General features: G+C 75.3%; 21 protein-coding genes and 2 riboswitches. Of the genes, 8 read left to right on the forward strand and 13 right to left on the reverse strand.

Annotated elements, in window-relative coordinates; all coding sequences use genetic code 11:
- Positions 1-16 precede the first annotated feature (16 nt).
- Positions 17-187: riboswitch (cobalamin riboswitch) on the reverse strand.
- Between the two features lie 22 nt (positions 188-209).
- Positions 210-1,475 (forward strand): precorrin-6y C5,15-methyltransferase (decarboxylating) subunit CbiE, encoded by a 1,266-nt coding sequence (cbiE, locus tag A2U95_RS02110; protein WP_206282933.1) that lies wholly within the window; start codon positions 210-212, stop codon positions 1,473-1,475.
- Here the strand turns inward: cbiE and A2U95_RS02115 are convergent.
- The 4 genes from A2U95_RS02115 to A2U95_RS02130 are packed head-to-tail and all read right to left on the reverse strand — an operon-like array spanning position 1,447 to position 5,319.
- Positions 1,447-2,214 carry a cobalt-precorrin-4/precorrin-4 C(11)-methyltransferase gene (locus A2U95_RS02115; RefSeq protein WP_206282800.1) on the reverse strand — a complete coding sequence of 256 codons (768 nt, stop codon included), beginning with the start codon at positions 2,212-2,214 and terminating at the stop codon, positions 1,447-1,449. The genes cbiE and A2U95_RS02115 overlap by 29 nt on opposite strands.
- Positions 2,211-3,752: a precorrin-2 C(20)-methyltransferase gene (locus tag A2U95_RS02120; RefSeq protein WP_166020536.1), complete on the reverse strand. Its 1,542-nt coding sequence runs from the start codon at positions 3,750-3,752 to the stop codon at positions 2,211-2,213. Before A2U95_RS02120 ends, A2U95_RS02115 begins: the two co-directional genes overlap by 4 nt.
- Positions 3,749-4,435, reverse strand: a complete 687-nt coding sequence (locus A2U95_RS02125) for a precorrin-8X methylmutase (protein WP_166020537.1) — start codon at positions 4,433-4,435, stop codon at positions 3,749-3,751. The genes A2U95_RS02120 and A2U95_RS02125 overlap by 4 nt, the downstream gene beginning before the upstream one ends.
- Positions 4,432-5,319: a precorrin-3B synthase gene (locus A2U95_RS02130; RefSeq protein WP_206282801.1), complete on the reverse strand. Its 888-nt coding sequence runs from the start codon at positions 5,317-5,319 to the stop codon at positions 4,432-4,434. The genes A2U95_RS02125 and A2U95_RS02130 overlap by 4 nt, the downstream gene beginning before the upstream one ends.
- Before the next feature lie 55 nt (positions 5,320-5,374).
- Positions 5,375-5,578, reverse strand: a riboswitch (cobalamin riboswitch).
- Between the two features lie 54 nt (positions 5,579-5,632).
- Between A2U95_RS02130 and A2U95_RS02135 the strand changes: the two genes are divergently transcribed.
- Positions 5,633-6,475: a DUF1028 domain-containing protein gene (locus A2U95_RS02135; RefSeq protein ID WP_166020538.1), complete on the forward strand. Its 843-nt coding sequence runs from the start codon at positions 5,633-5,635 to the stop codon at positions 6,473-6,475.
- Positions 6,476-6,538: 63 nt separating this feature from the next.
- Here A2U95_RS02135 and A2U95_RS02140 read toward each other — a convergent pair whose 3' ends face one another.
- From A2U95_RS02140 to A2U95_RS02160, 5 genes are all read right to left on the reverse strand, one after another.
- On the reverse strand, positions 6,539-7,306 hold the full coding sequence (locus tag A2U95_RS02140; protein ID WP_166020539.1) for an alpha/beta fold hydrolase: 768 nt from the start codon (positions 7,304-7,306) through the stop codon (positions 6,539-6,541).
- Positions 7,307-7,357: 51 nt separating this feature from the next.
- Positions 7,358-7,891 (reverse strand): GNAT family N-acetyltransferase, encoded by a 534-nt coding sequence (locus A2U95_RS02145; protein WP_166020540.1) that lies wholly within the window; start codon positions 7,889-7,891, stop codon positions 7,358-7,360.
- Positions 7,888-8,094 (reverse strand): hypothetical protein, encoded by a 207-nt coding sequence (locus A2U95_RS02150; RefSeq protein WP_166020541.1) that lies wholly within the window; start codon positions 8,092-8,094, stop codon positions 7,888-7,890. Before A2U95_RS02150 ends, A2U95_RS02145 begins: the two co-directional genes overlap by 4 nt.
- A 45-nt stretch (positions 8,095-8,139) precedes the next feature.
- Positions 8,140-8,664 carry a YcxB family protein gene (locus A2U95_RS02155; protein ID WP_166020542.1) on the reverse strand — a complete coding sequence of 175 codons (525 nt, stop codon included), beginning with the start codon at positions 8,662-8,664 and terminating at the stop codon, positions 8,140-8,142.
- Between the two features lie 188 nt (positions 8,665-8,852).
- Positions 8,853-9,764, reverse strand: coding sequence for an aminoglycoside phosphotransferase family protein (locus tag A2U95_RS02160; RefSeq protein ID WP_240957167.1), 912 nt, complete (start codon positions 9,762-9,764; stop codon positions 8,853-8,855).
- 347 nt (positions 9,765-10,111) lie between these two features.
- Here A2U95_RS02160 and A2U95_RS02165 point away from each other — a divergent pair, with 347 nt between their 5' ends.
- From A2U95_RS02165 to A2U95_RS02175, 3 genes are read left to right on the forward strand one after another with little or no spacing between them, the layout of a single operon-like run.
- On the forward strand, positions 10,112-10,576 hold the full coding sequence (locus A2U95_RS02165) for a hypothetical protein (protein ID WP_166020543.1): 465 nt from the start codon (positions 10,112-10,114) through the stop codon (positions 10,574-10,576).
- Between the two features lie 26 nt (positions 10,577-10,602).
- Entirely contained in the window at positions 10,603-11,073 is a 471-nt protein-coding gene (locus A2U95_RS02170; protein WP_166020544.1) for a low molecular weight protein-tyrosine-phosphatase, read from the forward strand.
- Positions 11,070-11,936: a fructosamine kinase family protein gene (locus A2U95_RS02175; RefSeq protein ID WP_166020545.1), complete on the forward strand. Its 867-nt coding sequence runs from the start codon at positions 11,070-11,072 to the stop codon at positions 11,934-11,936. Before A2U95_RS02170 ends, A2U95_RS02175 begins: the two co-directional genes overlap by 4 nt.
- An 80-nt stretch (positions 11,937-12,016) precedes the next feature.
- On the opposite strand, the gene A2U95_RS02180 is transcribed toward A2U95_RS02175, so the two are convergent.
- Positions 12,017-12,658: a CAP domain-containing protein gene (locus A2U95_RS02180; protein WP_166020546.1), complete on the reverse strand. Its 642-nt coding sequence runs from the start codon at positions 12,656-12,658 to the stop codon at positions 12,017-12,019.
- A gap of 659 nt (positions 12,659-13,317) precedes the next feature.
- Here A2U95_RS02180 and A2U95_RS02185 point away from each other — a divergent pair.
- Genes A2U95_RS02185 through A2U95_RS02195 form a run of 3 tightly spaced genes read left to right on the forward strand, consistent with a single transcriptional unit; the run spans position 13,318 to position 15,126 of the window.
- Positions 13,318-13,782 carry a phage holin family protein gene (locus tag A2U95_RS02185; RefSeq protein ID WP_166020547.1) on the forward strand — a complete coding sequence of 155 codons (465 nt, stop codon included), beginning with the start codon at positions 13,318-13,320 and terminating at the stop codon, positions 13,780-13,782.
- Positions 13,779-14,741, forward strand: coding sequence for a DUF3618 domain-containing protein (locus A2U95_RS32375; RefSeq protein WP_240957168.1), 963 nt, complete (start codon positions 13,779-13,781; stop codon positions 14,739-14,741). The genes A2U95_RS02185 and A2U95_RS32375 overlap by 4 nt, the downstream gene beginning before the upstream one ends.
- A gap of 25 nt (positions 14,742-14,766) precedes the next feature.
- Positions 14,767-15,126, forward strand: a complete 360-nt coding sequence (locus A2U95_RS02195; RefSeq protein WP_166020548.1) for a hypothetical protein — start codon at positions 14,767-14,769, stop codon at positions 15,124-15,126.
- 43 nt (positions 15,127-15,169) lie between these two features.
- On the opposite strand, the gene ctaD is transcribed toward A2U95_RS02195, so the two are convergent.
- The 3 genes from ctaD to A2U95_RS02210 all read right to left on the reverse strand — a co-directional run bounded on the left by ctaD (position 15,170) and on the right by A2U95_RS02210 (position 18,450).
- Complete coding sequence (ctaD, locus tag A2U95_RS02200) at positions 15,170-16,879, reverse strand: aa3-type cytochrome oxidase subunit I (RefSeq protein ID WP_166020549.1); 1,710 nt, start codon at positions 16,877-16,879, stop codon at positions 15,170-15,172.
- A gap of 72 nt (positions 16,880-16,951) precedes the next feature.
- Positions 16,952-17,665: a phosphodiesterase gene (locus A2U95_RS02205; protein WP_166020550.1), complete on the reverse strand. Its 714-nt coding sequence runs from the start codon at positions 17,663-17,665 to the stop codon at positions 16,952-16,954.
- 164 nt (positions 17,666-17,829) lie between these two features.
- The gene (locus tag A2U95_RS02210) at positions 17,830-18,450 is read right to left on the reverse strand and encodes a hemerythrin domain-containing protein (protein ID WP_420856945.1); all 621 of its coding nucleotides are present in this window, start codon (positions 18,448-18,450) and stop codon (positions 17,830-17,832) included.
- Between the last annotated feature and the right edge of the window lie 2 nt (positions 18,451-18,452).

Consider the following 18,452-nt stretch of genomic DNA (forward strand, 5'->3'; position numbering starts at 1 on the left):
GCTCGTTTCGCCATCCGTAAGGGGCGGGCGCGAGGCCGGTCTTCGGACTTGCCGAGTCCTCGCGAACGAGGCTCGGTTCACCGCAGCGGGCCTGTGCCGGATTCTCACCGGGCTTCCCAGATTCTCCCCGTCGACCGTCCTCGCCGTTTCCGACGGATGGGCCGTAGGGGCACCTCGTGCCTGTGATCGACCACGATAGCGTCATGGGTATGACGATCGGCACGCCCCCTCCCCCTGTTCCCCGCATCACGGGTCCCCGCACCGCGGGTCCCCGGATCACCGTCGTCGGCGTTGCCGCCGACGGCTGGTCCTCGCTGCCCGAGCGGCTGCGGCGGACGGTGCTGGAGGCGGAGGTGGTGCTGGGCGGACGGCGGCACCTGGCGATGCTGCCGAAGGCGCCCGGACAGCGCCGTGAGGTGTGGCCCTCGCCGCTCCGGGAGGGACTGCCGGCCCTGCTGGCCTCCCTCGCCGGGACGCGTGCGGTGGCGCTGGCCTCGGGCGACCCGCTGGTGTCGGGGATCGGCACGACGCTGATCGACGCGCTGGGGGCCGACGCGGTGCGCGTCGAACCGGCGGTGTCGTCGGTGGCGTTGGCGCGGGCCCGGCTGGGCTGGCCGTCCGAGCGGTGCGCCGTGGTGACCTTGGTGGGGCGTGATCCCCGGTCCCTGGTGCGGGAGTTGGCGCCCGGGCACCGGGTGCTGGTGCTCTCCTCGGACGCGACGACCCCGGACGCGGTGGCGGCGCTGCTGGTCGGGGCCGGCTACGGGGAGAGCGTGATGACCGTGCTCGGCGACCTGGGGGCGGAGTCGGAGTCCCGGCTGGAGGGCACCGCGGACGGCTGGCTGGCGTCGCCGCCCGGGGAGGTGCCGCCGCTGCACGTGCTGGCGCTGGAGCTGGCGGGGCCGCCCGGGTACGGGCTGGTGGCCGGGCTGCCGGACGACGCCTTCGAGAACGACGGACAGCTCACCAGGCGTGATCTGCGGGCCTCGGCGCTGGCCCGGCTGGCTCCCTGCCCGGGGCAGCACCTGTGGGACGTGGGCGCCGGCGCCGGCTCGGTGGGCATCGAGTGGATGCGGTCCCACCCGGCCTGCACGACGACGGCCGTCGAGGCGAACGGGGAACGCGCCGGGCGCATCGCCCGCAACGCGGGCCGGCTGGGCGTGCCGGGGCTGCGGGTGGTGACCGGGCGGGCCCCGGACGCGCTGGCCGAACTGCCGCCGCCGGACGCGGTGTTCGTGGGCGGCGGGGCCACCCGGCCGGGCGTCCTGGAGACGTGTCTCGGGGCGCTGCGGACGGGTGGCCGGCTGGTGGTGCACGGGGTGACCCTGGAGACCGAGGGGCTGCTGGCGGAGGCCTACCGCCGCCACGGCGGGGAGTTGACCCGCCTGGCGGTGGAGACGACGGCGCCCATCGGCTCGTTCACCGGATGGACGCCGGCGCGCACGGTCACCCAGTGGAGTCTGACGGTGGGCTGACGCGGGGGCGGGCCGGATCGTAGAGGAACGACTCGCCGCCGGGGGCCGGGTCGAGCGCCCGGCCCACCAGGATCACCGCGGCCTGCCGCAGTCCGGCCCGCTCCACCGCGTCGGCGATGTCGGCGACCGTGCCGCGGAGCACCAGCTCCTGCGGCTGGCTCGCCCGGTGGACCACGACCACGGGGCAGTCGGGACCGTACTCGGGCGCGATCTGCGCCATCAGTTCGCGGACGCGGGTGATGGCGAGGTGCAGGACCAGGGTGGCCCGGGTGGCGGCGAACGCGGCGAGCGACTCGGTGCCGGGCATCGCGGTGGACCGGGCCCGGGTGCGGGTGAGGACCACCGACTGGGCCAGCAGCGGCACGGTCAGTTCCCGCCCCGCCAGCGCGGCCGCGGCCGCGTAGGCGGGGACCCCGGGCGTGACGTCCCAGGGCACGCCGTGCGCGTCCAGGCGCCGGGTCTGCTCGGCGAGCGCCGAGTAGAGCGAGGGGTCCCCGGAGGTCAGCCGGACGACCTCCCGTCCGGCCCGGTGCGCGGTGACCAGGTGTTCGGTGATGCGGTCCAGGTCGAGCCGCTGGGTGTCGACCAGTTCTGCGCCGGGGGCGCAGTGGTCGAGGACCTGCGGGTCGAGGTAGGTGCCGGGGTAGAGCACGGTGCCGGCCCCGGCGAGCAGCCGTACGGCGCGGACGGTGAGCAGGTCGGCGGCGCCGGGACCGGCGCCGACGAAGTGGACGGTCACGGCTTCACCCACCTCGGCGTCCACACCCGGCCGGCCTGCGAGACCCGGGTGCCGGACGCGCCGACGATCAGCAGGCAGCGCATGTCGACGGTGGCCGGGTCGAGTTCGCCGAGGGTGGTGACGGTCAGCGACTCGCCGGGGCGTCCGACGTCCCGGCCGACCACGACCACGGTCGCGGGTCCGCGGTGCTCCAGCAGGACGCGGCGGGCGGTGGCGATCTGCTCGGTCCGGGACCGGGAGGCCGGGTTGTAGACGGCCAGCACCAGGTCGGCCTCGGCGACGGCGCGCAGGCGGCGCTCGACGACCTCCCAGGGCTTGAGCCGGTCGGAGAGGCTGACGACCGCGAAGTCGCCGCCGATGGGGGCGCCCGCGCGGGCGGCGACGGCCTGCACGGCGCTGACGCCGGGCAGCACGCGCACCGGCACCTGCCGGAAGGCGGGGTCCTCGGCGGCCTCGAAGACGGCGGTGGCCATCCCGAAGACGCCGGCGTCGCCGCCGGAGACCACCGCGACCCGCTCGCCGTTCCTCGCCAGCTCCAGGGCGAGGCGGGCGCGTTCGAGCTCGACGGTGTTGCCGGAGGCGTGCCGGGTCAGGCCGGGGCGCTGCGGCACCCGGTCGACGTAGGGGCCGTAACCGACGACGTGGTCCACCTCGGCCAGCGCCGCGGTGGCCTCGGGGGTCAGCCAGGCCCCGGGGCCGGGACCCAGGCCGACGACCAGCAGCTCGGCCGCGGGGACCGCGGGCCGTTCCCCGGCCTCGGGGGCGGCGGACCGGTCCCGGGCCTCACTCCGCTCGCCGGGGAGCCGGGAGCGGGTCCCGTTGCGGCTGTCGCCGGTGACGAGGATCAGCGAGAAGTACGGGACGCCGGCCGGATCCACCTCGGCGACGGGCAGGCGCCGTTCGCCCTCCATGGAGGCGCGCTCGACGTACACGGCGTGGTCGAGCCGTCCCGCCGCCTCCAGGGCGCGGCGGACGGCCGGGAAGGTGCGGCCCAGCTTCATCACGACGGCGGCGTCGGTGTCGGCGAGGCGGCGGGCCAGTTCCGGTTCGGGCAGGGTGCCGGGGAGCACGGTGAGCACGTCGGTCTGGCGCACCAGGGGCGCCGCGGCGGCCGCGGTGGCCGCGGCGAACGCGGGGACGCCGGGCACGATCTGCGTCTCGTACCGCTCGGAGAGCCGGTCGTGCATGTACATGAACGACCCGTAGAAGAGGGGGTCCCCCTCGGAGAGCAGCACGACGTCGCGCCCGGCGTCGAGGTGGGCGGCGAGGCGGGCGGCGGACTCCTCGTAGAAGTCGGCCAGGGCGCCCGCGTAGCCGCCGGGGTGGTCGGTGGCGCCGGTGGTGACCGGGTAGGCCAGCCGTTCCTCGATCGCGGTGTCCGGTATGAGCGGGGCGGCGATGCGGCGGGCGTTGGACTCCTTGCCGACGCCCGCGTGGTAGGCCACGACGTCGGCGGCGGCGATCAGCCGGGCCGCCTTGAGGGTGATCAGTTCGGGGTCGCCGGGGCCGACGCCGACTCCGTGGAAACGTCCGGTCACTCCTCCTCCTTCGCGAGTGCGTTCAGGGCCGACGAGGTCATGGCGGATCCGCCGCGGCGGCCGTGGACGGTGACGTACGGGATGTCGATTCCGTGCTCGTCGGCGAGTTCGGTGAGGGCCTGCTTGGACTCGGCGGCGCCGATGAAGCCGACCGGGCAGCCCACGATCGCGGCGGGGCGGGGCGCCCCGTCGATCAGCATCTCCAGCAGGTGGAACAGGGCGGTCGGCGCGTTGCCGACGGCGACCACGGCGCCTTCCATGAGCGGCTCCCAGAGGGAGACGGCCGCCGCGGTGCGGGTGGTGTTCCAGCGGCGGGCGAGGGCGGGCACGCGTTCGTCGCCGAGCAGGCAGACGACATCGTTGTCGCTCGGCAGGCGGCTTCGGGTGACTCCGGTGGCGACCATGGTGACGTCGCAGAGGATGGGCGCGCCCGAGCGCAGGGCGGCGCGGGCGGCGGGAACCAGTCGCGGGTGGACCACCAGGTCGTCGGCGAGGTCGACCTGCCCCGCCCCGTGGATCATCCGCACGGCGAGGCGTTCCGCCTCGGCGGGGATGTGGTCCAGTCGCGCCTCGCGGCGGATGGTGGCGAAGGAGTCGACGTAGATGGCCGGGCCGTCGGCGAGGTAGTCGTAGTGCGTGTTCGGCCGGCGGGGTTCGGTGTGTCCTGGGGTGGTGGTGTTCACGCGGCGGCTCCGGGGACGATGACGCCACGCCAGGGGGTGACGGTGAGTTCGGTGGCGCCCGCGGCGTGGGCGTCGTCCACCAGTCGGGCGGTGAGGCCGGGGGTCATGCCGTCGTCGGGAACCCCGACGTGCCGGCCGCCCTCCGGCAGCGGGCCCGGGGGCAGGGGTGGCTCGGGGCTCGGCAGACGTGGGTCCGGGCTCCCGGGGGGCGCCATGGGGGCGGGCAGTTCGACGACGTGCCAGGGCGCCGTGGGGCCGGTGCCCCGGGCGTCCATGAAGCTCCGGGCCAGGCCGGTCAGCGCCGGGGCGGCTTCGGGGAGCGGTACGACGGGACCCCAGGAGTCCCCGATCCGCAGTTGGGCGGTGTCCTGGTCGAGGGCCACCAGGCCGAGGTCGGCGGGGCGGGTGACCAGGTCGCCGCGGCCGTCGTCCAGGACGAACAGGAAGCGGGCGGGCAGTCCGGCGAGGTACGGGTCCGCGCACAGCAGCCGGTCGAGCTCGGCGGCCACGGGGCGCAGGTCGGCGCGGCCGCCGGCCGTTCCCGTGCGGGGCGAGACCATCACGTTCCTGACGAGTTCGTGCGTGCGCGAGGGCAGCAGGCCGGTGGCCTCCACGGCGTCGAGGACGGCGCTGCCGAGGCGGCCCTGGTGGCCGGGCAGGGCGCGGATCTGGAGGTTGGCCCGGCCGGTGACGTGGACCCGGCCGTCGCCGTGGCGTTCGGCGACGGCGGTGAGGGCGGTCAGCGAGGACGTCGGGAGGCGGCCGCCTATGAGGCGGAGCCGTATCAGGAGGCCGTCCTCGGCGGGCCAGGGGCGGAGCACGCCGGGGCAGCGGTCGCGGCGGGCACGGCGTGCGGAGACGATGGCGTTGTCCATCCGGGACATGCGAGTCCTTCGAGGTCAGGGACCCGTTCGCGGGGTCCGCGGTCGACCTGGCGGCCCGTCACCGCCAGCGCCAGCAGGTCTTCGGACTCGGGTTCCTCCGGTACGGGCGCCTTCCCGGAGCATCGCTCCAGTGGCTGCGCCGCGCTCGTCGCGCCTGCGCGTGCCCGACCGTCACCCTCACCGCTGCGCGTCAGTCCCGGACTCCCACCGGGTTCCCTGACCCCACCACGTGGAGTTCGACTGGCTGGACGAGAGTACCTTGCCCCGCGAGGGCCGTGGACGGCGGCGTCGGAGCCGGGGTTAGGGTCCGGCCATGACTTTCTCGATCGCCGCGCGCAGTGCGGACGGGACCTGCTTCGGGGTCGCCGTCGCGTCCAAGTTCCTCGCCGTGGGAGCGGCCGTTCCGGCGGCACGGGCCGGGGTGGGCGCCCTGGCCACGCAGGCCCTGGCCAACCTCGCCTACCGCCCGGACGGCATACGCCTGCTGGACGAGGGGCGCTCCGCCCGGGAGACCCTGGACACGCTGCTCGCCGGGGACGAGCGGCGGGACGACCGGCAGGCCGGGATCGTCGACCGGGACGGCGGCTCGGCGACCTGGACCGGTCGCGCCTGCATGACGTGGGCGGGGGGCGTGTCCGGGCCGGGGTACGCGATCCAGGGCAACATCCTGACCGGCCCCGAGGTGGTGCGGGCGATGGAGCGGGCCTGGCTGGAGACGGACCAGGACCTCCCGCTGGCCCGGCGGCTGCACGCGGCCCTGCTGGCCGGCGACCGCGCGGGCGGTGACAGCCGGGGCCGGCAGAGCGCGGCCCTGCTGGTGGTGACGCCGGACGGCGGATACGGCGGGGGCAGCGACGTGCTGGTGGACCTGCGGGTGGACGACCACGCCGATCCCTCGGCGGAACTGGGCCGTCTGCTGGACCTGCACGACCTGTACTTCGGCAGGCCCGATCCGCGGACCCTGCTGCCGCTCTCGGGCGAGCTGGCCGAGGAGGTGGCCGGACGGCTGGCCGCGCTGGGGCACCGCGGCGTGGAACTCGACGTGGCACTGGCCGAGTGGGCGGGGATCGCGAACCTCGAGGAGCGGCTGGTGACCGGGGCGATCGACCCGCTCGTCCTGGAGCACCTCCGGGCGGCGGGGGACCCGCGGGCGTAGCCCGCCGCGCCGCCGCCCGGCGGGCCCCGGCCACGCGGCCGGGGCCCGCCGTCCCGGTACCGGTCAGGGGACGTCGAGGAACGCCGCCAGCTCCGTCACGAAGGCCGGGGCGCCGACGGCGCCGGAGTGGTCGCCGGGCACCGTCCTCAGCGTGGCCGCGGGAAGTGCTCCGGCGAGCACCTCGGGCCGGGTGGCGAGCGGGTCGTCCTCACCGGCGAGGAGCAGCGTGGGCGCGGTGATCTCCGTGAGGGGGATCGGCTCCTGGTGGATCGCCCGCGCGTGGGCGGCCAGGGCGAGGCGGTCGGCGCCGACGGCGTCGGCGAAGGCCCGGAAGTCCGCCGCGGAGGGGTCGGTGACGGTGGAGGGGTCCTCGGCGGTCAGGGCGTCCACCAGCGCGGGTCCGCCGACGACGCGGCTGTCCACTCCCCCGAGTTCGACGACCGCGGCCCCCACGCCGCCGATCACCAGACGGCGGATCCGGGTGTCCCGGGCGGCGGTGAGCAGGCTGACGACGGCGCCCATGGAGTAGCCGACGAGGTCGTAGGCCTCCTCGTCGAGGAGGTCCATCAGTTCGCGCAGGTCCTCGGCCATGCGCGCCTCGCCGTACCGCGCGGGGTCGTGCGGCTTCCCGCTGCGGCCGTGTCCCCGGGCGTCGAGGGCGAGGACCCTGCGGCCCGTCTCGGCGAGCACCTGGACGATGCCGGGGGAGATCCAGTCCACGTCGGCGTCGGCGATGAAGCCGTGGTGCAGGAGGATCAGCGGCTGCCGGGAGTCCTGCTCCCAGAGCCGGTAGTGGATCTCGACGTCGTCGGAGGTCTTGAAGTACGGCATGTCAGGGGATCCTTTCCGGTCGCGCGGGCGCTGCGGCACGGCCCGCGCGGGTCAGCCGTCCCGGTGGCGGACGTGGACGTGGCCGGGGCCGGGATACCGCGGGGGCCACGGCGCGAGGACGCGGTCGAGGGCGTAGCGGCACCGCTCGGCGACGCGGCAGGAGGCCTGGTTGGACTCCTGGTGGGTGAGTTCCAGGGCGGTCAGGCCGTCGAGGACGGTGAACGCCCAGCCGGTGAGGGCCTCCAGGGCCCGCGGGGCGACGCGGCGCCCGCGGGCGGGGGCGGCCGTCCAGTAGCCGACCTCGGCGGTGGGTGCGCCGGGCCGGATCTCCCGCAGGACCACCTGGCCGGCGAGTTCGCCGGTCTCCTCCAGGACGGCGAAGGAGAAGCGTTCGCCGCGTTCGGCCGCCGTCCGCTGTTCGTCGATCCACCTGCGGGCCCCGGCCTCGTCGTCGAGCGGGTCGGTGAGCCACCGGCGCATGGCGTCGTCCCGGTGCGCCGCGGCCAGGGCGGCGGCGTCCGTGGCCCGCCAGGGCCGCAGGAGGAGGCCGGAGGCGGTGTCCGGCACCGGTCGGGTGGCGGTCACCGGACGCGGGCCGGCGGGCCGGGGGCGTGGCCGCCGTCGGCCGTCCGGCTGCCGGGCGTCACGCGTCGGGGGGCCCGGCGGGTGCGCCCGTCGGTGGCCGGGGCCGTGCCGTCACCGGCGGACCGGGGGACGCCGGCCTCCGTGCCGGTGTCCGTGCCGGTGTCCGGCATGCCGCCGCCAGGAGCGTGATCGGTTGCGTCCATGCCCGAAGCCTCACACGGCGCTCCGGGCTTTCGCCGGTGTTTCGGTCAGTTCGGCCGGGCCGGGCTCAGCCGGTTCTCGAGGAGGGTCCGCAGCCGGTCCCCCGAGCCCTCCTTGGGCAGCACCACCAGGCAGGGCTGGGCGCGGCCGGAGCCGATCAGCAGGAAGAGGCGGGGCGTCTCCAGGTGGCGGGAGATCTCCGGCCACGCGAAGCGGCGCTGCTCGGCGCCGGTGGTGACGCGCACGCCGGTCCCGTCGATGCGGACCCGCTGCCCGCCGTCCTCCGCGGCCTTGGCGGCGGCGCGGCCGGCCTGCGCCCGGGGCAGGAAGACCAGGGCGAAGAACAGGTAGGCGACGCCCATCAGCAGGGAGAGCACGGTGACCGAGCCGCCGCGGATGCCCACCGCCATCACCGCGACGGTCAGCGCGAGGGTGACGGCGAGCCGGCGGCGGCCCGCCCAGGTGGAGCGCGCGTGGGCGCGGTGCGCCTCGCGGAAGTCGCGTGCGGTCGGGGTGTGCCGGAGGTCCATGCGGTCCGTCCGGGTGTTCTTCTGCCGGCTGTCGGTGGTCACGTGCGTCGGCTGCCTGTTCTGTGGTGTGAGGACCGGCGGTGGGGGGCGCCGCCGGCGGGACCGGTGGAGCGGGGCGTGACCGCCCGGGGGAACGGAAGGGACGGTTCTCACCCGCTCCCTCCCAGTGTGCCCGTGTGCGCGGCTCCCACCCCCGCCCCGCCTGTCGCGTCGGGGCCCTCGGGTGAGGATCAGGCCGCTTCGTCCTCCAGGAGGGCGAGGAGGGTCGAGCGGGCGAGGTTCGACATGACCGGGTTGGTCTCCCGGTAGTACCAGAGGCAGCCGACGGCCTGGGCGAGGGCCCAGCCCTTGCCCCGGTCCCAGGCGGCGTCGTCGGCGCCGAGGGCGAGGCGGAACGCCTCGCGGGCGGTGGGGCCGAAGTGGTTCCAGGCCGGCTGCAGGTCCAGGGCGGGGTCGGCCACGCCCGCCTGGCCGACGTCGATCACGCCGGCGAGCCGGCCCCGCTCGGTGAGGAGGTTGCCGGGCATCAGGTCGCCGTGGGTCCAGACGTCCGGCTCGGTGCGGGGGGTCCGGCGCAGCCGTTCCCACAGGCGTGCCAGGGCGGGGGTGTCGATCAGGTCCCGGCTCTTCTCCAGGCACGAGGCGACGTAGTCGTCGTGGCCGCCGAGCAGTCCGCCGCGGCCCTTGCCCCGGAAGACGCGGCCCTCGGTGTCGAGGGCGCGGACGTCCAGGACGAAGGCGGCGAGGTCCTCGGCGAAGGCGGTGGAGTCGTGGACGTCCGCCGCGGTGGCGGTGGTTCCGGGGATCCAGTGGTAGACGCTCCAGGGGAGCGGGTAGCCCTGGCCGGGTTCGCCCAGGGCGGCGAACCGCGGGGTGGGCACGCGGGTGGCCCCGGCGATCCTGGCCGCCGCTTCGATCTCCCGGCGGATGTCCTGGAGTTTGCCGTCCGGGTCGTCGCCGAGGAGCGGGAGCCTGGCGACCAGGCCGTCGCCGATGCGGAAGAGGGCGTTGTCGGTGCCGTCCGAGGGGCAGGCACGGACCGGCAGTTCCTTCCACCGCGGGAACTGGGCGGCGACCAGGGCGGTCATCTGCTGTTCGGTGACGACGAGTTGACCGGCGTGCATGGGAGGTGAGGACGGCATGGGCGCATTCTGCCGGAACGCCGTACGGGCCGCCCGCCGGTTTCCGGGTGGTGCCCACCGGGCCGGAGGCCGCGACGGCACGAGGAGCTCTCGCGGGCCGTCGGCCTGTGCGGCGGGCGGGGTGACTGAGGCCCCGCCCGCCGCATCGCCGTGACCACGGTCCGGGTTGCCTGCGCGGCGGACGCCAAACCGGTCACTTCGGACCGTGGGTGAACCGCGGCTCGAGGGAGCCTCCGGCCAGCCGGAGGGCGGTGACGCACCGGTGCGGGGGGCGCGCTCCGCCACGCGGGCGGCGCCGGAGGGCGGTAGCGTGCTGGTGCCGGACGTCTCTCCCCGTGGAGGGCAGCATGCGCGACCCCGTACCGCACCCCGCCCTGCGGCGGCTGGACCCCCTGACCGGGGTCTGGGACATGTTCGCGCGGGGCACCGATGTCGGGCCCGTGCGCACCGAGTTCGCCTGGCGGGAGGGCGGCGCCTTCCTCGTCCAGCGCGCCGACCTGCGCCCGGACACCGTGCTGCCCGAGGACTGGCAGGGGCACGTGCCCTTCCCGACCTCCTGTGTCACGGGGTACGACGACACCGCCGACGAGTTCACGGTGCTCTACGCCGACGGGCGGGGCGTGGCCAGGGTCTACCGAGCCGATCTGGTGGACGGTGTCTGGCGGCAGTGGCGGGCCGCGCCCGGCTTCCACCAGCGCTTCACCGCCGACGTGGACCCTGCGGGCGGGACGCTGGCCGGGGCGTGGGAGTTCTCCGAGGACGGCACGGCCTGGCGCCGTGATGTCGACGTCACGTACCGGCGGGTCCGCTGACGGCCGGACCGCCGTAGGCTGGGCGGGTGCACCTGACGTTCGTCTGCAGCGGAAACATCTGCCGGTCCCCCTCCGCCGCCCTGGTGGTGGCGGAGCATCTGCGCCGGGCCGGTCTCGACGACCGGGTCCGGGTGACCAGCGCCGGCATCGGCGACTGGCACGTCGGGGAGCCGATCGACCCGCGCTCCGGGGGCGCGCTGGCGGGCCGCGGCTATCCGACCGCCCACGCGGCCGCGCAGGTCGGCGCCGAACACCTGGACGCCGACCTGTTCCTGGCGATGGACCGCACCCACGAGAAGGCGCTGCGCGGGATGGTGGAGGACCGGTCCCGGGTGCGGCTGCTGCGCTCCTTCGACCCGAAGGCGGTGGCGTCCGGCGACCTCGAGGTGCCCGACCCGTACTACGGAGGGGGTCAGGGCTTCGAGGACGTGCTGGACATGATCGAGGCGTCCGTCCCCGGTCTGCTCGCCTGGGTGCGCGAGCACCTGGACGGATGACCGCCGCGGACGGGCCCGCGGCCGCCGCGGCGCGTCTGACCGGCCGGCGGGTGACCGGGGAGCGCCGGGCGGCGGGCGGGCTCACCGAGGTGGAACTGGACGACGGGCGCCGGGTGATGGTCAAGCGCGGCGACGACGCCCGGGCGGTGCTCGCCGAGGCGGCCGGACTGCGCTGGCTCGCGGAGCCGGGTGCGGTCCGGGTGCCGGTGGTGCACGGCTGGGACGACCGGTGGCTGGTCAGTGACCGGGTGACGGAGGGCGGCCCCGGTCCGGCGGCCGCGTCGCGGTTCGGCCGGGCGCTCGCCGCGCTGCACGCCTCCGGTGCGCCCGCCTTCGGCGCCGCGCCACCCGACGGGCCGGTGGAGGCGTACATCGGGGCGGCCCCGATGCGCAACGCCCGCGGCGGGGACTGGCCCGCCTGGTACGCCGAGCACCGGGTGCTGCCCTACCTGCGCCGGGCGGTGGACGGGGGCACCCTCCGGGCGGCCGAGGCGGCCGTGGTGGAACGGGTCTGCGCCCGGCTGCCCGAGCTGTCCGGGCCGCCGGAGCCGCCTGCCCGGCTGCACGGCGACCTGTGGAACGGAAACGTGCTGTGGGGCGCCGACGGGGAGGCCTGGCTGATCGACCCGGCCGCGCACGGCGGTCACCGGGAGACCGACCTCGCCATGCTCCAGCTCTTCGGCTGCCCGCACCTGGAGCGGGTGCTGGCCGGCTACGACGAGGCCGCGCCGCTCGCCGGCGGCTGGCGGCGGCGGGTGCCGTTGCACCAGCTGTTCCCGCTGCTGGTGCACACCGTGCTCTTCGGCCGCGGTTACGCCGAGCAGACGCTGACGGCCGCCAGGGCGGCGCTGGCGGCCGGCTGAGCGGGCAGGACGACCGCCGGGCGGCCGGCCGCCGGCGCCCCGGACGCCCCCGCTCGCGCCGGGCGCCCAACGCTCGGCGCTCAGTGCCGGGAGGCCATCACCAGCGTCCACCAGGGGCCGCCGCGCGCGCGTGCCACGCCGACGCCGGCGTGGGAGTACCGGCAGCCGAGGATGACGGCCCGGTGCGGGGAACTGCGCATCCAGGAGCGGACCGCCGCGCGCGGTCCGGCCGGACCCGCGACGACGTTCTCCCCCACCCAGCCCGGACGGTATCCGGCGGCCCGGACCCGGTCGCCGGGAGAGGTGCCGCCCCGGCCGCGGTGGCTCAGACGGCCGAGGCGGGACAGGTGGGTGCTGTGCCCGGCGGCCGCCCGGTGCAGCGCCTGCCGCCCCTTGACGGGAGGGCATCCCGCGTCCCGGCGGTACTGGTTGACGGCGGCGATGACACGGGAACGCGCCGAAGCCCTCACCGGTGCCCCGGGGCGGGGACGCGGGGGAACGGCCTCCTCGCCCGGACGGTGCGGCCGCCCGTGCTCACCTCCGGGCAGCCAGGGCACCGGGGGACGGAGCGTCCAGGGCTGCGCGTGGTACGGAGGCGGCGGTTCGTGCGTCGACTGCCCCGCCCAGGACGGCGTCGTCGTGAGGGCCACCATCGCGAGGGCGATCCGCACGGCCGCCCCCGTTCTCCGCACCCCGGCCATCTCGTCCCCTTTCCGGATCATTGGCTTTCCCGCGCATTCTGGCACCTCGGTTCGGCGCGATTCCGATGGGCGCCGCATCCATTCGAGGGAAAACGCATCGGAGGCGGCTGTCCCGTGAACTCCGGCTCTTTCCCGTCTTTCTTTTCGGGGGCTCTTCGCCATGCCCTCCGCAGGCCGTCCGGCGGCTTTCCTCCTTGCGGGACGACCCTCTTCCGGCGGCGATGCCGCAGGCGGTCCCCCGGCCCCCGGGAACCGGTCCGCCGCACCCGAAAGGCGGCGGGACTCCTGGAAGGCCCCACCGCTTTTCCTTTTCGGACGCCGGGACGATCAGCTTTCGAGGAAGGCGGAACCGGCGACGGGAAAGAGCACCGCGGCCCGGCAGAAAACACCGGCGGCCCGGAGCGCGGTCTCGGCGACGGGGACGGGGACGGCACGACCGACGCGCCGGAAAGGGGAGCTCCGGCAGACGGCCGAGGCCGCGCCGGCCGGCCGTCGGCCGACGCGCGGGACCCCGCACCGGTCGCCCCGTCGACCCGCACCACACCGCACGGGAACCACCCCACGGCCAGAACGGTGCGTAACGACACAAATGCTTACGGACAGGTGTGCGATCCGGTGGCCTCGCGGGTACTCGGGGCGTCGCACGGGACCGCCCGGAACCGTCGGGAGGAGTAGCGATCATGACCACACTCGACTTCCACCGCCATCGCTCCAACGGACACCGCACCGAGACCCGCAGCCCGCAGACCGGCGGCGCCGACGCCCACGCCTCGGTGGGCCAGCTGGTGCAGCAGGCGTCGCGGCAGCTCACCGATCTGGTGCGGGCCGAGATGCGGCTGGCGCAGACCGAGATGACCCAGAAGGGCAAGCGGTTCGGCGCCGGCGGAGGCATGCTCGCGGCGGCCGGGGTGTTCGGGTTCCTGGCGCTGGCGACGCTGGTGACGGCAGCCGTCGCGGCGATCGCCGCGGAACTGCCGCTCTGGGCGTCGGCGCTGATCATCGCGGGCGCCCTGCTGCTGATCACCGCGGTGATGGCGATGGTGGGCAGGTCGATGATCCGTAAGGCGACCCCGGCAGCCCCACGCCGCACGATGGCGAGCGTGCGCACCGACGTGGCCGAGATCAAGGAGAGGACCCGGCGATGAGCAACACCCACACCCACCACTCCCACAAGGGCCCTCACGGTCCGCACTGCGAGGACGAACTGCGCCAGGACGTCGAGGAGAGGCGCGAGGAACTGGGGCACACGGTCGAGGAACTGGCCTCGCGCGCCGATGTGAAGGCCCGCGCCCGGACCCGGATGCGGGAGACGCGGCAGCACGCGGAGGCCCGGCGGGCCGAACTGCGGGGACGGGCGCTCGACGCCAAGCAGCGGATGCAGGGCAGGACGTCCTCCGACGCCGGTCGGGCGAACGCCGGGCCGGTCGGCGTGGGCTCCGGTGCCTACCGCGCGGACATGCGGGCGAGGACGAACCGCCGCAAGCCGCTGGTGGTCGCGGGCAGCGCGGCGGTGGCCGCCTGCGCGGCCGGCGTGCTGATGCACAGGAGCGGCCGCTCCCCCATGGCCGGATACTCCATGAGCAGGACCTCCATGGCCGGCCGAGCCATGGGCGGGCTCCACAAGGGCGGCCGCGGCATGAGCGCCCGCACCATGGTTGCCTCCACCATGGGGGGCCACCGGATGGGTGGACACGTCATGAAGTCCGTGCGCCCCGTGCACCGCACGGGCTCCTCGAAGGGCGGCTCCCTGACGGGCGGGCCGTTCCCCGGCGGCCGCTCGGCCCCCGTCGGCGGCCTGTCACACCTGTACGGCGGCCACCGCGGCACGACCGGCGGCTCGGCGATGCGCGACATGGCCCTCAGGAAGGGCGTGGCCATGGCCGGCGGCGCCCAGGTGCTGGGCACGAAGGTCATGGCTCAGGGGGTCCGCGAGGGCCGCGCCCTGATGCGCGCCGGCGTCCCGCAGGGAGGCGGCCGGTCCTCCGGGACGGGCGTGGCGCACGCCGTGGCGCACCACGTCGCCCCGGACCAGGGCATGGCCCACCGGCTGCACCACGCCCTGGGCCAGAGTCACCACCACGGCCTCACAGGCCACCGGCACTGACCCCACGCACCGCAGGGAGGCGATCATGACGGTCCGGCCCGCGATGGCCGCGCTGCTGACGGCCGCGGGCGCCGCGCTGGGCGCCCGGCTGTCCGCCGCACGGCAGGCGCGCCACCACGCGAGCGCCGCACGGGCGCCGTGGCGCCGCACCGCTCCGGCCGGTCCCGTGGGTCACGCGACCGGCCGGAGTCCACTGACCCCGCGGCCTCCCGCGGGGTCCGCCGAACCCCACCGCCCCGCCGGCGCGCAGCCGGCGACCGGGCCCGGCGTCACGCCGTCCGCCGGGGACCGGCCGGCGGACCGGGAGGCGCAGACGCTGGAGGAGGTGGAGAAGGACCTGCGCCGCTACTGGGACCGGATCCGGCCCCTCTATCCGCGCCAGTGAACCGCGGCGCGGCCGTCCAGGACCGGCGACGGCCGCGGAGGAGTCACAGGACTCCTTCGCGGTCGTCTCCGGTCCTGTCCACGACGTCCCGCCTGCCCTCGTTCTCCCGGTCGCTCAATGCCGCGTGCCGTGGATGGTGCAGGTCGAAGGCGGGCGAGTCGGACCGCACCGACGGCAGGGCGTGGAAGTTGTGGCGGGGCGGCGGGCAGGAGGTCGCCCATTCCAGCGACCGGCCGTAGCCCCAGGGGTCGTCGACCTCGATCTTCGGCGCGTACCTGCGGGTCTTCCAGACGTTGTACACGAACACCAGCGTGGACGCCCCCAGCAGGAACGAGCCCACGCTGGAGACCGTGTTGAGGGCGGTGAACCCGTCGGCCGCGAGGTAGTCGGCGTACCGGCGGGGCATGCCCTCGGCGCCCAGCCAGTGCTGCACCAGGAACGTGGTGTGGAAGCCGGCGAACAACGTCCAGAAGTGGATCTTCCCCAGCCGCTCGTCGAGCATCTTGCCGGTGAACTTCGGCCACCAGAAGTGGAACCCGCCGAACATCGCGAACACGATGGTGCCGAACAGCACGTAGTGGAAGTGGGCCACCACGAAGTAGCTGTCCGTCACGTGCCAGTCGAGGACCGGGGAGCCGAGGACGACGCCGGTGAGGCCGCCGAAGAGGAAGGTGACCAGGAAGCCGACCGCCCACAGCATCGGCGTCTCGAAGGAGAGCGAGCCCTTCCACATGGTGCCGATCCAGTTGAAGAACTTCACCCCGGTCGGCACGGCGATCAGGAAGGTCAGGAAGGAGAAGAACGGCAGCAGCACGGCGCCGGTGGCGAACATGTGGTGCGCCCACACCGTCGCGGAGAGGGCGGTGATGGCGATGGTGGCGCCGACCAGACCCATGTAACCGAAGATCGGCTTGCGGCTGAACACCGGGATGATCTCGGTCACCACGCCGAAGAAGGGCAGCGCCAGGATGTAGACCTCGGGGTGCCCGAAGAACCAGAACAGGTGCTGCCACAGCAGGGCCCCGCCGTTCTCGGGGGCGAAGACCCGGGAGCCGAACTGCCGGTCCGCCTCCAGGACGAAGAGCGCCGCGGCGAGCACCGGGAAGGCCAGCAGGACGAGCACCGAGGTGAGCAGTACGTTCCAGGTGAACAGCGGCATCCGGAACATGGTCATGCCGGGCGCGCGCATGCAGATGATCGTGGTGATGAAGTTGACGGCGCCGAGGATGGTGCCGAATCCGGAGAGCGCGAGCCCCATGATCCACAGGTCGGCCCCCGGACCCGGTGTGCGCTGTTCGAGGCTGAGCGGTGTGTAGGCGGTCCAGCCGTAGTCGGGGGCGCCCTGGGGGGTGAGGAAGCCGCTGATCGCGATCAGTCCGCCGAACAGGAACAACCAGTAGGAGAACATGTTCAGCCGGGGGAAGGCGACGTCGGGCGAGCCGATCTGGAGCGGCATCACCGCGTTGGCGAAGCCCGCGAAGGTCGGCGTCGCGAAGAGCAGGAGCATCACCGCCCCGTGCATGGTGAACGCCTGGTTGTACTGCTCGTTGGAGAGGAACTGGATGCCCGGCCGGGCGAGTTCGGCCCGCATCAGCAGGGCCAGCACCCCTGCCAGCAGGAAGAAGGCGAACGACGTGACCAGATAGAGGTGCCCGATCTTCTTGTGGTCCGTGGTCGAGGCCCAGGTGATGACCGCGCGGCCCCTGGTACGCCTCTTCCGCGGTGCGGGGGCGACCGGTTCGGTGTCTGTCATCGACGTCCTTCGCGATTCGGCGTCAGTCTTGCTTCCGTTGTTCCGGGAGCCGGGCCGCGCTCCTGCCGCCTCTCACCCGCCGCTCTCGCGCCGCCCGTCCCGGGAACCGGCGTAGGCCGCGACGCGGAGCGCGCGCAGTGAACGGGTGGGGTGCAGCCCCGGCAGGCAGTGGGTGTAGGGCTCGTACGAGACCGTCCAGGCGGCCGGTTCCGGTCCGGCGGGGCCGAGGGTCAGGGCGGCGAACATCCGCCGGGGTTCGCCCGCCGCCACGGTGCAGAGCCGGAACGCGACGGGCCCCTGGGCGAGCGCGTGACGGAACCCGGTCAGGCTGACGGGGACCCGGGACCGCGCGGCAGGGGGGCCTGCCGGGAAGGCCATCAGCAGCCGGTCGCGTCCGCCCACCCGATAGGCGGTGAGCGTGGAGTACGGCCCGCCGAGCGCGTCCCGGCGCGGGAGGGGCAGTCGCCGGCCGAGGCGGCCGCGGCCGCTGGAGGTGAGGAGCAGGTCGAGGGTCGAGCCCGTGCCGTCGGCGTCGTCGACCCGCAGCGCGAGTCCCACGCCGTCGGGCAGGCCGCCGGGCAGGCCGGCCGCGAGGGACCAGCGCGCGGTGACCGGGTAGGTGCCGGGCCGGTCCAGCCAGTCGGCCCCCCAGCCGCCCCGGGGGTCACCGGGGACCTCCAGCGTGCCCCGGCACATCACCCCCGCCGGGTGCAGGGCGGGCGCCCTCCGCAACCGGGCCACCCGCCGGGCGACCGCGTACACCGTGCTGTCGAACACCCCTGTCATCGCGCACCCTTCTTCTCCGGTCGGCCCACACCTGGCCGCGGCCGGACCACGGCCGGGCCATGGCCGGTTCTCCTACCCCTGCCCGTCCTCCGGGAACGTCCCGGGGACGGCGGCGCGGCGGCGCGGCCGAAGGGCCCCGCCGCCGCCCGTCGGTCCACGTCGGTTCAGCTGTCGCCCATGGCCCGCCGTACGGCGTCCCGGGTGCGGTCCATCAGCGCGGCCAGCGGCCCGGCCGCCACGTTGGCGGCGCCGGACTCCACCCCCGGGTGCGGGTGGGTGGGCGCCGTGGCCTCGGCCGCCTTGACCGCCTTGGCCATGGTGGCGAGCTGGGCGGGGCCGGCGGTGCGCAGGAGGTGGGTGAACTCGTACCGCTCCTCGGCGCGCGCGTGCTTCTGCACGTCCGTGCGCAGGAGGAGCAGCTTGGGGAGGAAGGCCGGGTCCTGCGGGTCCATGCCGTCCAGCTCGGCCAGCGTCTCCTTGGCGAGCCGCTCCTCCTCGAGCCGGTCGGCCACCACCTGCTCCCCGCCGGTGACGTTCCGCCGGGCGAAGGGGTGCACGACCTCCTCCTCCGCGGTCTCGTGGACCGCCAGCAGGCGGACCAGCCGGCGGAAGGCGTCGCGCCGGGCGTCGCCGGAGGCCGCCTCCACCTCGTCGAAGAGGTTGCGGATGTCGCCGTGCTGGCGCATCAGCAGGTCCACCACGTTGTCGTCGGCGGCGTTGTCGTCGCCGGCGTGCGGGGTGCGGGTCTTCTCCGCCCCGGTCCCGCTCATCCCGGTCTCGCTCATCC

The sequence above is a fragment of the Streptomyces chilikensis genome (assembly GCF_001642695.1).
GTDB lineage: Bacteria > Actinomycetota > Actinomycetes > Streptomycetales > Streptomycetaceae > Streptomyces > Streptomyces chilikensis.

What these genes read in the sequence shown, in the direction of transcription:
- cbiE (WP_206282933.1), top strand. Translation starts at nt 210, where the DNA reads ATGACGATCGGCACGCCCCCTCCCCCTGTTCCCCGCATCACGGGTCCC.
- A2U95_RS02130 (WP_206282801.1), bottom strand. Translation starts at nt 5,319, where the DNA reads ATGTCCCGGATGGACAACGCCATCGTCTCCGCACGCCGTGCCCGCCGC.
- A2U95_RS02135 (WP_166020538.1), top strand. Translation starts at nt 5,633, where the DNA reads ATGACTTTCTCGATCGCCGCGCGCAGTGCGGACGGGACCTGCTTCGGG.
- A2U95_RS02140 (WP_166020539.1), bottom strand. Translation starts at nt 7,306, where the DNA reads ATGCCGTACTTCAAGACCTCCGACGACGTCGAGATCCACTACCGGCTC.
- A2U95_RS02150 (WP_166020541.1), bottom strand. Translation starts at nt 8,094, where the DNA reads ATGGACGCAACCGATCACGCTCCTGGCGGCGGCATGCCGGACACCGGC.
- A2U95_RS02160 (WP_240957167.1), bottom strand. Translation starts at nt 9,764, where the DNA reads ATGCCGTCCTCACCTCCCATGCACGCCGGTCAACTCGTCGTCACCGAA.
- A2U95_RS02165 (WP_166020543.1), top strand. Translation starts at nt 10,112, where the DNA reads ATGCGCGACCCCGTACCGCACCCCGCCCTGCGGCGGCTGGACCCCCTG.
- A2U95_RS02175 (WP_166020545.1), top strand. Translation starts at nt 11,070, where the DNA reads ATGACCGCCGCGGACGGGCCCGCGGCCGCCGCGGCGCGTCTGACCGGC.
- A2U95_RS02180 (WP_166020546.1), bottom strand. Translation starts at nt 12,658, where the DNA reads ATGATCCGGAAAGGGGACGAGATGGCCGGGGTGCGGAGAACGGGGGCG.
- A2U95_RS02185 (WP_166020547.1), top strand. Translation starts at nt 13,318, where the DNA reads ATGACCACACTCGACTTCCACCGCCATCGCTCCAACGGACACCGCACC.
- A2U95_RS32375 (WP_240957168.1), top strand. Translation starts at nt 13,779, where the DNA reads ATGAGCAACACCCACACCCACCACTCCCACAAGGGCCCTCACGGTCCG.
- A2U95_RS02195 (WP_166020548.1), top strand. Translation starts at nt 14,767, where the DNA reads ATGACGGTCCGGCCCGCGATGGCCGCGCTGCTGACGGCCGCGGGCGCC.
- ctaD (WP_166020549.1), bottom strand. Translation starts at nt 16,879, where the DNA reads ATGACAGACACCGAACCGGTCGCCCCCGCACCGCGGAAGAGGCGTACC.
- A2U95_RS02205 (WP_166020550.1), bottom strand. Translation starts at nt 17,665, where the DNA reads ATGACAGGGGTGTTCGACAGCACGGTGTACGCGGTCGCCCGGCGGGTG.
- A2U95_RS02210 (WP_420856945.1), bottom strand. Translation starts at nt 18,450, where the DNA reads ATGAGCGAGACCGGGATGAGCGGGACCGGGGCGGAGAAGACCCGCACC.